The 15,676-nt window shown below is 65.4% G+C and carries 13 protein-coding genes; 3 read left to right on the top strand and 10 right to left on the bottom strand.

What is annotated here, in order from left to right; all coding sequences use genetic code 11:
* Positions 1–286: 286 nt before the first annotated feature.
* On the top strand, positions 287–3,898 hold the full coding sequence (locus AYJ57_RS01195; RefSeq protein WP_066106493.1) for a vitamin B12-dependent ribonucleotide reductase: 3,612 nt from the start codon (positions 287–289) through the stop codon (positions 3,896–3,898).
* A 197-nt stretch (positions 3,899–4,095) separates the two neighbouring features.
* Here the strand turns inward: AYJ57_RS01195 and AYJ57_RS01190 are convergent, their stop codons facing one another.
* Complete coding sequence (locus tag AYJ57_RS01190; protein ID WP_066106491.1) at positions 4,096–5,607, bottom strand: class I adenylate-forming enzyme family protein; 1,512 nt, start codon at positions 5,605–5,607, stop codon at positions 4,096–4,098.
* 88 nt (positions 5,608–5,695) lie between these two features.
* Here AYJ57_RS01190 and AYJ57_RS01185 point away from each other — a divergent pair, with 88 nt between their 5' ends.
* Complete coding sequence (locus tag AYJ57_RS01185) at positions 5,696–6,316, top strand: helix-turn-helix domain-containing protein (RefSeq protein WP_066100043.1); 621 nt, start codon at positions 5,696–5,698, stop codon at positions 6,314–6,316.
* Between the two features lie 84 nt (positions 6,317–6,400).
* Here AYJ57_RS01185 and AYJ57_RS01180 read toward each other — a convergent pair whose 3' ends face one another.
* The 8 genes from AYJ57_RS01180 to AYJ57_RS01145 all read right to left on the bottom strand — a co-directional run bounded on the left by AYJ57_RS01180 (position 6,401) and on the right by AYJ57_RS01145 (position 13,222).
* Complete coding sequence (locus AYJ57_RS01180; RefSeq protein WP_157373891.1) at positions 6,401–6,640, bottom strand: hypothetical protein; 240 nt, start codon at positions 6,638–6,640, stop codon at positions 6,401–6,403.
* Between the two features lie 290 nt (positions 6,641–6,930).
* Entirely contained in the window at positions 6,931–8,223 is a 1,293-nt protein-coding gene (locus AYJ57_RS01175; protein ID WP_066100037.1) for a branched-chain amino acid ABC transporter permease, read from the bottom strand.
* Positions 8,220–9,230, bottom strand: coding sequence for a branched-chain amino acid ABC transporter permease (locus AYJ57_RS01170; RefSeq protein ID WP_066100034.1), 1,011 nt, complete (start codon positions 9,228–9,230; stop codon positions 8,220–8,222). Before AYJ57_RS01170 ends, AYJ57_RS01175 begins: the two co-directional genes overlap by 4 nt.
* Entirely contained in the window at positions 9,230–9,649 is a 420-nt protein-coding gene (locus AYJ57_RS01165) for a hypothetical protein (protein ID WP_066100030.1), read from the bottom strand. The genes AYJ57_RS01170 and AYJ57_RS01165 overlap by 1 nt, the downstream gene beginning before the upstream one ends.
* Before the next feature lie 11 nt (positions 9,650–9,660).
* Positions 9,661–10,083: a hypothetical protein gene (locus AYJ57_RS01160; protein ID WP_157373889.1), complete on the bottom strand. Its 423-nt coding sequence runs from the start codon at positions 10,081–10,083 to the stop codon at positions 9,661–9,663.
* 22 nt (positions 10,084–10,105) lie between these two features.
* Positions 10,106–10,936, bottom strand: coding sequence for an ABC transporter ATP-binding protein (locus AYJ57_RS01155; RefSeq protein WP_083191112.1), 831 nt, complete (start codon positions 10,934–10,936; stop codon positions 10,106–10,108).
* A 184-nt stretch (positions 10,937–11,120) separates the two neighbouring features.
* Entirely contained in the window at positions 11,121–11,903 is a 783-nt protein-coding gene (locus AYJ57_RS01150; protein WP_066100025.1) for an ABC transporter ATP-binding protein, read from the bottom strand.
* A 134-nt stretch (positions 11,904–12,037) separates the two neighbouring features.
* Positions 12,038–13,222, bottom strand: a complete 1,185-nt coding sequence (locus AYJ57_RS01145; protein WP_066100022.1) for an ABC transporter substrate-binding protein — start codon at positions 13,220–13,222, stop codon at positions 12,038–12,040.
* A gap of 189 nt (positions 13,223–13,411) precedes the next feature.
* Between AYJ57_RS01145 and AYJ57_RS01140 the strand changes: the two genes are divergently transcribed.
* Complete coding sequence (locus AYJ57_RS01140; protein ID WP_066100019.1) at positions 13,412–14,542, top strand: PQQ-dependent sugar dehydrogenase; 1,131 nt, start codon at positions 13,412–13,414, stop codon at positions 14,540–14,542.
* Positions 14,543–14,546: 4 nt separating this feature from the next.
* Here AYJ57_RS01140 and AYJ57_RS01135 read toward each other — a convergent pair whose 3' ends face one another.
* A complete protein-coding gene (locus tag AYJ57_RS01135; protein ID WP_066100016.1) occupies positions 14,547–15,551 on the bottom strand; it encodes a GlxA family transcriptional regulator in 1,005 nt (334 codons plus the stop codon).
* Between the last annotated feature and the right edge of the window lie 125 nt (positions 15,552–15,676).

The raw sequence follows: 15,676 nt of genomic DNA, 5'->3' as shown, positions 1-15,676 counted from the left end.
CAGGCCATCGGACAGGGGTGCATTTTTCATACAGATGGTGTCCCAAGAGGTCCGGCTCACCAAATATATGGAGAGATGCGGAATTTTTCGTTGACCGATGACGCTTTCTTGATCCAGTTTGTTGTCAGCGGATCAAGAGCCACAATATGTAGTGGCCTTCAGCAGGGTCAGATCAAACCGAAGCCTTTCTAAATCTGGCGGGCGCGCGATGGCGTGTCCGGCTGGGAAAGCTCTGTGCCTCGCAATCCGGATTTGAATTGTGGCCAAGGCAAAGGCAGAGGCGAACATGAAGATCGACAGACGTTTTACCACCGCGGGGCAGGACGCATACGCGGGCATCGATTTTGTCACCACCAGTTCCGAGATCCGCAACCCCGACGGCAGTTCGGTCTTCAAGCTCGACACGCTTGAGGTTCCGGCGGGCTGGAGTCAGGTCGCCTCTGACGTGATCGCGCAGAAATACTTCCGCAAGGCCGGTGTCCCGAGCGAGCTCAAGACCGTCAAAGAGCAGGGTGTGCCCGAGTTTCTCTGGCGCTCTGTGCCTGCCACGGCCGACACGCCGCGCGGCGGCGAAACCTCGGCCAAGCAGGTCTTTGACCGTCTCGCAGGCGCATGGACCTACTGGGGCTGGAAGGGCGGTTACTTCACCGCCGAGAGCGATGCGCGCGCCTATTACGACGAGATGCGCCACATGCTTGCCCGCCAGATGGCCGCGCCAAATTCGCCGCAATGGTTCAACACCGGCCTGCACTGGGCCTATGGCATCGACGGGCCGAGTCAGGGCCATTTCTATGTGGACCATAAGACCGGCAAGCTTACCAAATCCAAATCCGCCTACGAGCATCCGCAGCCCCACGCCTGTTTCATCCAATCGGTCAGCGACGATCTGGTGACCGAGGGCGGCATCATGGACCTATGGGTGCGCGAGGCGCGCCTGTTCAAATATGGCTCGGGCACCGGCACCAACTTCTCGAGCCTGCGCGCCGAGAATGAGCCGCTGTCGGGCGGCGGCAAATCTTCGGGCCTCATGGGCTTTCTGAAGATCGGCGACCGCGCGGCGGGGGCGATCAAGTCGGGCGGCACCACGCGCCGGGCCGCGAAGATGGTGATCGTCGATGCCGACCATCCGGATATCGAGGATTTCATCAACTGGAAGGTCCGCGAAGAGCAGAAGGTGGCCAGCATCGTCGCCGGCTCGAAGATGCACGAGAAGATGCTCAACGCCATCTTCGACGCGATCCGGGGCTGGGACGGAATTGAGAGCGACGCCTATGATCCCAAGGTGAACGCGGGGCTGAAAACCGCCGTGCGTGAGGCGAAAAAGCTCGCGATCCCAGAGACCTATATCAAGCGGGTGCTGGACTACGCGAAGCAGGGCTACGCCAGCATCGAGTTCCCCACCTACAACACCGACTGGGACAGCGAAGCCTATGCCAGCGTCTCGGGCCAGAACTCCAACAATTCGATCCGCGTCACCGATGCCTTCCTGCAGGCGGTGCGCGACGATGCCGATTGGGAACTGATCCGCCGCACCGACGGCAAGACGGCCAAGACGATCAAGGCACGCGATCTGTGGGAGCAGGTGGGCCATGCTGCGTGGGCCTGCGCCGATCCGGGGATCCAGTTCCACGACACGGTGAACGCATGGCACACGTGCCCCGAAGATGGCGCGATCCGTGGCTCGAACCCGTGCTCGGAATATATGTTCCTCGACGACACCGCCTGTAACCTCGCCTCGATGAACCTACTGACCTTCCTCAAGAACGGCAAGTTCGATGCAGACGGCTATGTGCACGCGACGCGGCTGTGGACGCTGACGCTGGAAATCTCGGTGCTGATGGCGCAGTTCCCCAGCAAGGAGATCGCGCAGCTTTCCTATGACTTCCGGACACTTGGCCTTGGTTTTGCAAACATCGGCGGGCTGCTGATGACCATGGGGCTGAGCTATGACAGCGACGCGGGCCGGGCGCTCTGCGGGGCTCTGACGGCGATCATGACCGGCACGGCCTATGCGACCTCGGCAGAGGTGGCGGCAGAGCTTGGGGCCTTCTCGGGCTACGCGCGCAACCGCGAGCATATGCTGCGGGTGATGCGCAATCACCGCGCCGCCGCTTATGGGCGCGCCGAGGGTTATGAGGGGCTGGCGGTGCCGCCGGTGCCGCTGGATCACGCGAACTGTCCGGATCAAGCCCTTGTCGATCTTGCGAAATCCGCGTGGGACGAGGCGCTGACACTGGGTGAGAAACACGGCTTCCGCAACGCGCAGGCGACGGTGATTGCGCCCACCGGCACGATTGGCCTCGTGATGGATTGCGACACCACCGGGATCGAGCCCGATTTCGCGCTGGTGAAGTTCAAGAAGCTGGCGGGCGGCGGCTATTTCAAGATCATCAACCGCTCGGTGCCTTCGGCGCTGGCGGGGCTGGGCTACACCTCCAGCCAGATCGAAGAGATCACCTCTTACGCGGTGGGCCATGGCTCGCTTGGCAATGCGCCGGGGGTGAACCACACGGCGCTGATCGGCCACGGCTTTGGCAAGGCGCAGCTGGAAAAGATCGAGGCGGCGCTGGCCACCGCCTTCGACATCCGTTTCGTGTTCAACCAGTTCACGCTGGGCGAAGAGTTCTGCCGCGGCACGCTGGGCATTCCGGCCGACAAGCTGAACGACCCGAGCTTCGATCTGCTGCGCCACCTCGGCTTCAGCAAGGCCGAGATCGAGGCGGCGAACGACCATGTGTGTGGGACCATGACGCTGGAAGGCGCGCCGTTCCTGAAGGCCGAGCACATCGGAATCTTCGACTGCGCCAACCCCTGCGGCAAGAAGGGCAAGCGCTACCTCAGCGTCGACAGCCACATCCGCATGATGGCCGCCGCGCAGAGCTTTATCTCGGGGGCGATCTCCAAGACCATCAACATGCCCAACTCCGCCACCATCGAGGACTGCCAGCAGGCCTATGAGCTGTCGTGGTCGCTGGGGGTGAAGGCCAACGCGCTCTACCGCGACGGCTCGAAGCTCAGCCAGCCGCTGGCCTCTGCGCTGGTCGAAGATGACGAGGACGCGCAGGAGGTTCTCGAGACCGGCACACCCACCGAGAAGGCGCAGGTGCTGGCCGAGAAGGTGATCGAGAAGGTCGTGGTCAAGGAACTGGTCCGGTCCCACCGCGAGAAGATGCCCGACCGCCGCAAAGGCTACACCCAAAAGGCGGTTGTCGGCGGGCATAAGGTCTATCTGCGCACCGGCGAATATGGCGACGGCTCGCTTGGCGAGATCTTCATCGACATGCACAAGGAAGGCGCGGGCTTCCGCGCGATGATGAACAACTTCGCCATCGCGGTCTCGGTCGGACTGCAATACGGCGTGCCGCTGGAGGAGTTCGTCGACGCCTTCACCTTCACCAAGTTCGAACCGGCGGGCATGGTGCAGGGCAACGACAGCATCAAGAACGCTACCTCGATCCTCGACTATGTGTTCCGCGAACTGGCGGTGTCCTACCTCGACCGCACCGATCTGGCGCACGTGAAGCCCTCGGGCGCGACCTTCGACGATCTGGGCCGCGGCGAAGAAGACGGGCTGGGCAATGTGGAGGAACTCAGCGAACGCGCCGCGAACCGCTCGCTGGAAGTGCTCAAGCACATCTCCTCGTCGGGCTATCTGCGCAAGCGTCTGCCCGAGGAGCTTTCGGCGCTCGGCACGCTGGTCGCCGAAGAGCGGGTAAGCACGGGTGTGACTTCTGTGACCGCCACCGCCACCTCGTCGCTGGCCATGGATGCGCGCGCCAAGGCGCGGATGCAGGGCTATGAGGGCGAGGCCTGCGGCGAATGCGGCAACTACACGCTGGTGCGCAACGGCACCTGCATGAAGTGCAACACCTGCGGCTCGACCAGCGGCTGCAGCTGAAACGGATCACCGGGGTCGGCAGATCGGCCCATGGTTTCGGAGCGGGTGCGCCCGCTCCGCACATGCCCGGGCCGCAGGCAGAACACATCGCGAGCAGCACAACAGGATGAGCCTTGGCGCATGAACCTCAGAGCCCCTTCGGGGGCTCTTTTTCTTTTGTGATCAGTGAAGTGCGGGCTGGTCTTGAAGCGGCGGGCCTAGTCCAGAGCGTAGTCCTTCAGCGCTTTGCGCTGCAGCTTGCCGTTGGGATTGCGCGGCAGCATTTCGACCCGCACCCACGCGCGCGGCTGCTTGTAACGGGCCAGCCGTTCTGCCGCGAGTGCCGCTAGCGCATCGCTGTCGAGCTCTTGCTCGGCGGTGTAGAAGGCCGCGATCACCGACACGCCATCTTTCACCGCCACATCGGTCACCGCCAGTTCCTGCACACCGGGCAGATCCGCGAGCGCCGCTTCGACCTCCAGCGGTGAGACGCGGTAGCCGCCCGCGTTCATCATGTCGTCGTCGCGGCCAAGATAGGTGATCGCGCCGCTGTCGGTCATAACCCCATGATCTCCCGTGATAAACCAGTCCCCCATATAGCGCGCCGCGGTCTCTTCCGCTGCGCCGATATAGCCGGTCATCAGGCCCGGATCGCTGCGGTGCACGGCAATGGTTCCGGGTGTGTCCCGGGGCACCGGCGCGCCGTCTTCGCTAAGGATCGCCACGCGCCGCCCGTGCTGCGGCCAGCCGAGCGCGCCCTCGCTGGCTGGTTTTTCGGGATTGGCCGAAATGAAGGTCGAGCATTCGGACATGCCGAAGGCCTCAAAAATCTCGGTCCCGGTTGCCGCGCCCCATGCCTGCCGCAGCGCCTCGGGCAGTTTTTCACCTGCGGCCAGCGCATGGCGCAGCTTTGGCAGCGGCGGCACCGGGTACTTCAGGATTTGCCGAAACACGCCCGGCGCGGCGGCGAAGAGGCTGGCATCATTGCGTTTCATCAAAAGCGCCAGCTGCGCGGGGTCGGTGCCCGCCTTGGGGATCAGCGCGGTCGCGCCAACGGTCCAAGGGTCCATCAGCCCGGTGCCCAGCGTGTAGGTCCAGTTGAACGCGCCCGCGTGCAAAAGCCGGTCGCTGGGCTGCAGCCCGGTCCAGCCGCGCATCATCATCTGCCGCGCCCAGATCGCGCGATGCGCATGACCGACGGCGCGCGGCATCCCCGAGGTGCCGGAGGTGAAGACCACATAGGCCAGCCGTTCGGGATCGCCCATGGCATAGTCCGCCGGGGGAAGGTCGCGCCATGTGGTGAATGTGGCCTCGGAGATGACCGGCGTTTCGGTTTCGGGGCAGGCGATGCCCGCGCCAAGCAGGATCGCGGCGGGGCTGATCTGCTCCAGCAGCTTGGCCACCTCCGGCGCGGTCAGCTGCGAGGAGGTGGGCACCGGCACGATCCCGGCGGTGATCGCGCCGAGATAGGCGATGGGGAAATCCACCGTATTGCCCAGTCTCAGCAGCAGCATCTCGCCCGGCGCGACGCCCGCCTGCAGCAGCCCGGTGGCGGTGCCCCGCACCGCGGCGATCAGCCTTGCATAGGACCAGCGCTCGGCCCCGGTGGTGCGCAGGATCGACAGGGCGATCTTGTCGGGCACGGCCTCTCCGGCGGCGAGCACATGGGCCGCGAGGTTGAACGGAGCGGGACAGGGCGCAAAGGGCCCTTCATCGAAAACGGACTGCATGACAAAAGGCTTAGGCAGCGCGCCGCATTCGCGCAAGCCTGCATGAGCGCCATTGCCAGCGCGCCGCGCGGGCGCTATGGCAAACGTCATGTCGCGCGATCCTCGAACACTCATCCGCATTGCCCGCGAGTCCGGGCAGGAGCAAACCGCCGAACCCCTCGATCTGGGGATGCGTGTGCGCGAGCTTCGCAAGGAACGCGACTGGACGCTCGAGCAGGCGGCGAAACAGGCCGGGCTTGCGCGCTCGACTCTTTCGAAGATCGAAAACGGCCAGATGTCACCCACTTACGAGGCGCTGAAGAAGCTGGCCGTGGGGCTGGGCATTTCGGTGCCGCAGCTGTTCACTCCGCCCAAGCGCGAGCAGGTCTCGGGCCGGATGGTGCATGTGAAGGATGGCGAGGGGCTGCATCAGGTCACCACGACCTACGAGCACGAGCTGCTGGCCGAGAGCCTGACGCGCAAGAAGATGCTGCCCTACCGGGCGCGGGTCCGCGCGCGGTCGATGGATGAATTCGACGGATGGGTGCGGCACGACGGCGAGGAATTCCTCTACGTGCTCACCGGAGTGGTGACGCTCTACACCGAGTTCTATGAGCCCATCGAGATGCGCCGCGGCGATTCCGCCTATTACGACGCCTCGATGGGGCACAACGTGGTGTCAGTCAGCCCCGAGGATGCGACGATCCTCTGGGTCACGTCTCTGACCTGAGGCTGATCTCAGGCTGGCCTGAGGCTCGTCTGAGCTTGGACCCGGCCCCCACCTCGCCGGTCATCCCATCAGTCAGCCCGCCGGTTAGCCAGCCAGCCGGTCGATCTGTTGATGCAGGACATTGGCGAAGGCCCAATCATCCAGCTCGCGCGTGGCTTCCTGCTGCGTAAGGTCATGGCGGGCGGCGATATGCTGCGCCGTCTCGGTATGATCGTGGCGGCGCGCACGCAGAGCGGCGTCATCGATATGCGGGAAGCGTGCTTTCAGGCGCTCGACGGTGAGGCCCCAGTTGCGGGTGGTGTCTTGCCATTCCATGTCTGTCATCACTCCATGTCTCATGACTCTTGAACGAGGTCGCCCGGCGGTTGTTCCCACATGCGGGTCACCGCAGGTGGAGGTTTCCGCAGGCGCGCTCCGCAGGATCAGAAGCTCGATCAGAAGCCCGATCCGAAGGCCGCGCCTTGGCGGTGACGTCCACCTAAGATGAGGCAGGCGAATTACCATAGCGTTAGGATGCGACACGCCGTCCGCTCGGCCAAAGCCAGCGCATGGGGCAGGCGAATGAGCCAATCACCGCCGGTAGCGCCACCGGCGGTGATTGCAAGCGGTTGCGCTCAGCGCTCGGGGAGCAGTCCGCGCGGGGCGAAACGCAGCACCAACAGCAGGATCACCCCCATGGTCAGCAGGCGCATGTGCTGCACGCTGTCCTGCAGATGGCCCTTGAGCCAGTTGCCATCGGCCATGCCCGCGGTGATCGCATTGATGACGAACTGCCCCATGGGCTCGACCTGCACCCAGAGGAACCAGATCAGAAATCCGCCGAGCACCGCGCCGAGGTTGTTGCCCGAGCCGCCGACGATGACCATCACCCAGATCAGGAAGGTATAGCGCAGCGGCTGGTAGGTGCCGGGTGTCAGCTGCCCGTCGAGCGTGGTCATCATCGCGCCCGCCATGCCGCAGAGCGCGCAGCCAAGGATGAACACCTGCAAATGGCGGCGGGTGACATTTTTGCCCATCGCCTCGGCGGAGACCTCATTGTCGCGGATCGCCCGCATCATCCGGCCCCAGGGCGAGTTCAGCGCAAGTTGGGCGAGGATCAGCAGCACCACCAGCACCACGGCGAACAGCACCGAGTAGCCCAGCTTCACCGCCAGCGTCGAGGCGGTGGTGGCGTCGAGGCCCAGAGATCCAGCCGTTTCGACAAAGCCCGGATCGGCCTGCAGGTCGATCTCATAGGGCACCGGGCGCGGCAGGCCGATGACGTTCTTGACGCCGCGCGACAGCCAGTCCTCATTCTTCAGCACGGCGATGATGATTTCGGCGATGCCCAGCGTGGCGATGGCCAGATAGTCCGAACGCAGGCCAAGCGCAGTCTTGCCGATCGCCCAGGCCACGCCCGCCGCCATCAGCCCGCCCACCGGCCATGCCAGCAGCACCGGCAGGCCCAGCCCGCCGAGATAGCCCGCCGAGGCCGCATCCACCGCCTCGATGGCCTCGACACCGGGATCGAGCAGCGCGCGATAGGCAAAGAAACCGGCAATGGTGATCGCCGCCACGGCCCAGCCGCGCAGGCCCTTGCCAAGCCGTTTCCATGCCAGCACCGCCGCGGCGATCACCGCCGCGCCGAAAGCCAGCGCGCCGAGCACGCGCGGCCCGCCTGCGGCGAAAGCCTCGGGCACCGGCGCCATCGACACCAGCACCACCGCCAGACCGCCCACGGCGACAAAGCCCATGACACCCACATTGAAAAGCCCGGCAAGGCCCCACTGCAGGTTCACCCCCAGCGCCATGATCGCGCTGACGAGGCCCATGTTGAGAATGATCAGCGCCGAGTTCCAGCTTTGCAGAACGCCGGTGCCGAGGATCAGCGCTGCTACCAGCGCAAAGAGGCCGAGGGTGCGGGTCATATGGTCTGCCCCTTGAACAGTCCGGTCGGGCGGAACAGCAGCACGATCACCAGGATCACGAAGCTGACCGCGAATTTGTAGTCGGTGGAAAGCAGTTGCACGAGCCCGTCGGGCGCAAGGCTCTCGGGCATCAGATAGCCCAGAACCTTCTTCCACGCGTAGGTGATGCCGACCTCGGAAAAGGCGATGACAAAGCCGCCGGCGATGGCGCCCAGCGGATTGCCGATACCGCCGACGATGGCCGCCGCGAAGATCGGCAGCAGCAGTTGGAAGTAGGTGAAGGGCTTGAAGCTCTTGTCGAGCCCGTAGAGCACGCCCGCGATGGTCGCCAGCGCCGCCACGATGAGCCAGGTGACGGTGACCACGCGCTCGGGGTTGATGCCCGAAAGCAGCGCCAGATCCTCATTGTCGGAATAGGCGCGCATGGACTTGCCGGTGCGCGTGCGGTTCAGGAACCAAAAGAGCAGCGAGACGGTTATCAGCGCGACCACCACGGTCAGCGCCTGCGTGGTCTTGATCGCCAGCCCCTCATCAAGGCCAGTCATCGCCTTGAAATCGCGGGCCGAGATCAGGAACCGCTCACCGTCGGCGAAGTTCTGGTCATCCGGTCCGATGACGAAGCGCGTCAGCCCGTTGTAGACGAACATCACCCCCATCGAGACGATCACCAGGATCACCGGCTTGGCCTTCTGCCTGCGGTAAAAGCGATAGACCGCGCGGTCGGTGATCAGCACCAGCAGGGCAGCGCCGAGGATGCCGACCGGGATCGCCAGCAGCGCGGTGGGCAGCGGCCCGAGGTTCACCCCAAGCGCCTGCAGCCCCCATGTGGCCAGCACGGCGCACATGGTGCCCCAGGCCATCGTGTCGCCATGGGCGAAGTTGGAAAACCGCAGGATGGCGTAGGTCAGCGTCACCCCCAGCGCGCCAAGCGCCAACTGGCTGCCATAGGCGATGGCGGGGACAAGAACGAAATTGGCGAGCGCCACGAAGGCGTTGAGGATATCCATCAGGGCAGGATCCCGCATGTCAGAAAATCTATCTCCGCCGAGGGCGGCGCATCGGTGCCGCTGTCGACGATCTGGCGCGTCCAGAGCGCCGTTGTCTCGGAGGTCAGGCTCAGCACCATCCGCGTGCCCTCGGAGGGCTGCCAGAGGAACGGCCCGGCAAAGCCGAGCGCCTCGGCGGGCTGCGCGGGCTGCTCGTCGACAGTGACCTCATAGCGCCCGGCGCCTGCGGCATCGGTCTCCAGCGGGGCCAGCACGAAGCGCACGGGCCCGTCGCCCGCAGCGCACGCCCCGGCCTCCGAACAGGCGGTGACAAAGCTGCACTCCAGCACCAGCCGCGCGCCCTCGGCGGCAGCCGGGTGGGGCAAGCCAAGCGTGGGAAGGGGCAGGGCGGCCAGCGCCGCGATCCGCAAAGCGCTCATTTGCACACCCCTCATTTGCACACACCCAGGTAGCTGATCACCTCCGGCCCCTCGGCGCGGTGCACCGTGTAGCGGGTCTCGCCAGTGGCGGCGCGGGTGAAGAAATGCCGCTCTTCGATCTCACCGCCCCAAAGCGACATGGTGCTGCCGTCCGAAACCCCTATGAGCTCGACGCCGCGCCCGCCCGAGGACAGCTGCGCGCGCACCACCATGCTGTTCTCGTCGAGCCCGCCGGAGCTGCCGTTCAGCACCGGCGCGAAATCGGTCTCGCCGCAGGGCGCGGATTCGCGGCATTCCGTGGCGAAATCGCAGGCCAGCGCGACCTGCCGCTGCACCGGCGCGTCCTGCAGCGACATCTGCGGGCCCTCCTGCGCAAGCGCGGGCGCGGCCATGGCGCAAAGCACCAGCAGCTTCATCGTTCCGCAAATACCCATATCCAACCCTCTCCGCCGCCGCTCAGCCACCGAGGAAGCTCCGCCGCACGTCGGGATCGGCCAGCAGCTCCTTGCCGCTGCCGGTGAAGGCGTTCGCGCCCTGCACCAGCACATAGCCCTTGTCGGCGATCTCCAGCGCCTGCCGGGCGTTCTGCTCGACCATGAGGATCGGAATGCCGGTGCGCGCCACTTCGAGGATGCGGTCAAAAAGCTCGTCCATGACGATCGGCGAGACGCCCGCCGTGGGCTCGTCCAGCATCAGCACCTTGGGCCGGGTCATCAGCGCGCGGCCCACGGCGACCTGCTGGCGCTGGCCGCCCGAAAGCTCGCCCGCCGCCTGCTTGCGCTTGTCCTTGAGGATCGGGAAGAGGCCATAGATCTGCTCCATGGTCTCGCGGATGTCATCGCGCCGGATGAAGGCGCCCATCTCGAGGTTCTCCTCGACGGTCATCGAGGGGAAGATGTTGCGGACCTGCGGCACGAAGCCCATGCCGCGCCGCACCCGCTCCTGCGGGCTGAGCCCGGTGATGTCCTCACCGTCGAGCCGCACCGCGCCCGAGCGCAGGTCGAGCATGCCGAAGACCGCCTTCATGGCGGTGGATTTACCGGCGCCATTGGGCCCCACGATTACGGCGATCTCGCCGCGCTCCACCGCGATGGTGCAGCCGTGCAGGATATCCGCGCCCTTGCCGTAGCCGCCGGTCATCGCGTCGCCGATGAGGAACGGCCCTTCAGTCTTGCCTACGGGTGCAGCATGACCGCCGCCGCTGACCGGCATAGCCTCTCCCATCCCTGCGGGATTGGTGATCGAGCGGTCGTTGTTGCCGCGATCGTCATAGGTCTCGCCGCTCATGCCGCGCCCGCCTCTTCTTCTCTTTCCAAATATGCCGGGGGAGACGCGCGCAGCGCGGCGGGGGCGAAGCCCCCTCTGTCTTTCACTGCGCGCCTTTGGCGCGCGGGGGCGAAGCCCCTTTCATGTTTTGCTGCGCGCCTTTGGCGCGCGGACGCGGAGCCCCCTGCAAAGTCGTCCAAGCAGATCATCCGCCGATCATCTCCTTATTCTTCAGTCCCGTGCCCAGATAGGCCTCGATCACCGCCTCATTGGCCTTGATCTCGTCCACCGTGCCCTCGGCCAGCACCTTGCCCTCGGCCATGACGATGACCGGGTCGCACAGGCGGCCGATGAAATCCATGTCATGCTCGATCATGCAGAACGTATAGCCGCGCTCTTGGTTGAGGCGCAGGATCGCGTCGCCGATGGTGTTCAGCAGGGTCCGGTTTACCCCCGCGCCGACCTCGTCGAGGAAGACGATCTTGGCATCGACCATCATTGTGCGGCCCAGTTCCAGCAGCTTCTTCTGCCCGCCCGAGAGGTTTCCGGCCTTCTCGTCCTTGAGGTGCGAGATGGTCAGGAAGTCGAGCACCTCGTCCGCCTGCTTCAGCAGCGCCGCCTCTTCCTGCGCGATGCGGCCGCGCCCGAAGATGGCGTTCCACAGGCTCTCGCCCGACTGGTTGCCGGGCACCATCATCAGGTTCTCGCGGCAGGTCATCGAGCTGAACTCATGGGCGATCTGGAAGGTGCGCAGCAGGCCCTTGTGGAACAGCTCATGCGGCGGCAGGCCGCTGATGTCCTCGCCATCCATAAAGACATGGCCCGAGGTCGGCGGCAGCGCACCGGCCACGACGTTGAAGAGCGTGGTTTTACCCGCGCCATTGGGGCCGACGAGCCCGGTGATCGAGCCCTTGGCGATCTCGAGGCTGGCCCCGTCAACGGCACGGAAACCGCCGAAGTGGCGGTGGAGATTTTCGACGCGGATCAAATCTTGGGTCCCCGGAGGTTTGCGTGGGGTTTCTCGTGGCGGGCGTTCGGCGTCCCGCGTTCTGTCCGGCGCGTGTTCTCCCGCGCCCTTGCTGGCAGGCGCGCCCGGGATCGCTCCCGGACGCGCCGGTTTGCTTACTTGAAGGAGACGGTCTCGAAGGCGCCGTCCTTGACTTCGTAGTAACGGTAGGTGCCAGCGGCTTCGCCTGCGCCGATCAGCTCGACGTTGGTGGCGCCGACGTAGTCGATGTCGCCGCCCTCGGCGAGGATCTCCAGCGCCTTGCCAAGCTCGCCCGGCAGGATCGGCTCGCCCGGCGCGTTGGCCACGTCGAGGATGTTGGCTGCGACCGCGGCCGACGACGGCTCGCCGCCCTTGGCCATGGCCAGCGCGATCAGCGCCGCCGCGTCATAGCTTTCACGGGTGTAGGTGCTTTCGGCGTTCACACCGGCGGCTTCGGCAACCTCGGCGAATTTATCCGCGCCTTCGCCCTGAGCCCAGGGCACCGAGCCGAACGACCCGTCGATGTCGCTGCCGAGATCGGCCAGCAGCGCGTCGGAGTACATGCCGTCACCCATGGCGAAAGTGTCGAAGGCCCCGGTGTCGAGCGCGGCTTGGATCATGCCCTTGCCGCCCTGATCGGAATAGCCCAGCACCACCAGCACGTCGCCGCCCGCAGAGGCCAGCGCGCCCACTTCGGCGGAGTAATCGGCCTTGCCGTCTTCATGCGGCGCGGCGAGGGTCACTTCGCCGCCAGCCTCTTTGAAGGCCGCCTCGAAAGCATCGGCAAAGCCTTTGCCGTAGTCGTTGTTGGTGTAGGTCAGCGCCACCGAAGAGATGCCGCGGTCCTGCAGGATGCCCGCCAGCACTTCGCCCTGACGCGCGTCAGAGGGGGCGGTGCGGAAGAAAAGACCGTTGTCCTCGACCGTCGAAAGCGCCGGCGAGGTCGCCGAGGGCGAGATCATCGGCACGCCGTTCGGCACGGCGACGTTCGAGAGCACCGCACCGGTCACGCCCGAGCAGTCGGCGCCCATGATGGCGACGATGCCGTCGGTGGTGACAAGGCGCTCTGCGGCGGCGGTGGCGGCGGCGCTGTCGATGCAGGTGCTGTCGGCGCGCACCGGAACCAGCGTGACGTTCTCGAGGAACTTGCCGCTGTCGTTCACCTCGGTCATTGCCAGTTCGGCACTGTCGGCCATCGCCGGGGTCAGCGACTCGATGGGGCCGGTGTAGCCGAGGATCACGCCGATCTTGGCGTCATCGGCGAAGGCGGCACCGGCGGTGACGAGCGGAAGCGTAGAGGCCAGAAGCCACTTCTTCATGTGGTATCTCCCAGATTGGTTACTTGTTATTCTCGGCGGAGCCTATGCGGGCAAAATGCAAAAGAAAAGGGCGTTCCGCGAGCGATAATTACGTTCTCCCAACGTCAATCACGTTGCCGACAGATCGGCGGTTAAGCGCTGGTCCAAGGTCTTTCGCGCCCCATGTCGTCGGGTCAGGAGGATGCGACCATGCGAGACCGCTTCATCACTTTTTCGAGCACGCTGAGCGTGATGATTGCCTTAGCGGGCGGACCGGCTTTGGCGCTGGAGACCAGCGCGGGTGAAATGCGGATCACGCCGGTTGTCGACGGGCTCGAGATGCCGTGGGGGTTCGATTTCCTGCCCGGCGGCGGCGTGCTGATCAGCGAGAAGGCGGGTGTTCTGCTGCGCGTCAAGGAGGGGCGGGCCGAGCCCCTTTCGGGCCTGCCAGAGGTCGCCGACAGGGGTCAGGGCGGGTTGCTCGATGTCCTGGTGCCCGAGGATTTTGCGCAGAGCCGCGAGATCTTCATGACCTATGCCAAGCCGCAGGAGGACGGCGGCGCGGGCACGGCGGTGCTGCGCGCGGTGCTTCCCGAGGCGGGCACGGCGCTGCAGGACGTGCAGCTGATCTTTGAGATGACGCAGGGCAATTCCAGCGGGCGGCATTTCGGCTCGCGTCTGGTCGAGGGGCCGGACGACACGCTCTTTGTCACGGTTGGCGAGCTGGGCGAGGCGGCGGCGGCGCAGGACCTGTCGCGCCACAATGGATCGGTGTTGCGCATCGGGCGCGACGGCTCTGTCCCGCAGGACAACCCGTTCATTGGCACCGCCGGGGCGCAGGCGGCGATCTGGAGCTTTGGGCACCGCAACCCGCAGGGCGCGGCGATGGATGCCGAAGGGCGGCTGTGGGTGGCCGAGCATGGCGCCAAGGGCGGCGACGAGGTCAATCTGATCGAGCGCGCGGGCAACTACGGCTGGCCGGTGATCTCTTATGGCACGCATTATTCCGGCGCGAAGATCGGCGAGGGTACCGAAAAGCCGGGGCTGACCCAGCCGGTGTTCTACTGGGACCCGTCGATTGCGCCCTCGGGCATGGTGTTCCTTGAGGACAGCGCCGTGCCGGCATGGGACGGCGACGCGCTGGTCGGTTCGCTGAAGTTCGATTTCATCTCGCGGCTCTCGGGGGAGCCGCTGCGCGAGGTCGAGCGGATCGAAGCGCCGGAGACGGGCCGGGTGCGCGACGTGGATCAGGGGCCGGACGGCGCGATCTGGTTCCTGTCCGAGATCGACGGCACGCTCTACCGGATGACGCCACAGACGGGAGCGGGCGAGGACGGCTGAGCCGTTAGTCCTCGGCCCGCACCGTGCCTTGGGTGCCGCGCTCGCGGTAGGGCGTGGTCTGGTAATGCGCCCGGTAGCATTTGGAGAAATGCGAAGGGCTGGCAAAACCGCAGGCCAGCGCGACGTTGATCACGCTCATGTCGGTCTGCATCAGCAGGTTGCGCGCCTTCTGCAGGCGCAGTTCCATGTAGTAGCGCTTGGGCGAGCGGTTAAGGTAGCGCCGGAACAGCCGTTCAAGCTGGCGGGTGGACATGCCCACTTCCTTGGCCAGCACCGCAGGGCTGATCGGCTCTTCGATATTGGCCTCCATACGGTGGATGACCTGACTGAGCTTGGGGTGGCGCACGCCGATGCGGGTGGGCACCGAAAGCCGCTGGCTGTCCTGATCGGTGCGGATCGAGCTGTAGATGATTTGGTCGGCGACGGCATTGGCGAGATCGGCACCGTGATCGTCGGCGATGATCTTCAGCATCAGGTCGATCGAGGCGGTGCCGCCCGCCGCCGTCATGCGGTTGCCGTCGATCACATAGATCCGCTTTGACAGTTCCACCTCTTCGAATTCCTCGGCGAAGCCGTCGTGGTTCTCCCAGTGAATCGTCGCGCGCTTGCCGTCGAGCAGCCCGGCCTTGGCCAGCGTCCAACTGGCGGTGCACAGCCCGCCAACTGCCTGACAGCGCCGCGCCTCGCGGCGCAGCCAGTTCAGCAGCTTGCGGGAGGTGGCCAGATGCACGTCGATACCGCCGCAGACCAAGATCGTATCGTCCCGGCCCAATTCGGGCAGTTCGGAGGCAACCTTGAACTCCGGCCCCGCCGAGCAACGCACCGTATCGCCATCGGCACCTGCAAGGCTCCATTCGTAGAGCGTCTGACCTGACATGCGATTGGCGATGCGCAAAGCCTCGATCGCGGCGGAAAAGCTCAGAAGCGTGAATTGCTCCAGCAAAACAAAGGTGAAGCGGCGCGGCTTCTGCAGGCTGGCTGGTGCGGCGGGCACTCGCGGGTCGGGCATCGCGCGGATCCTTGCTGGTTACCTGCTGCGCAGGGGCAGGCGGGGTCACATGGTCAGGAAAGCCAATCTGCGTCAAGACATGTCGTTTTGATGACAGAGGTTTCGCGGGACATTTGCCGCTTCGC

It is taken from the genome of Salipiger sp. CCB-MM3 (genome assembly GCF_001687105.1).
Taxonomy (GTDB): Bacteria; Pseudomonadota; Alphaproteobacteria; order Rhodobacterales; family Rhodobacteraceae; genus Salipiger.
The sequence above is the reverse complement of the archived record's forward strand: the minus strand, read 5'-3'. Positions and strand labels throughout refer to the sequence as shown.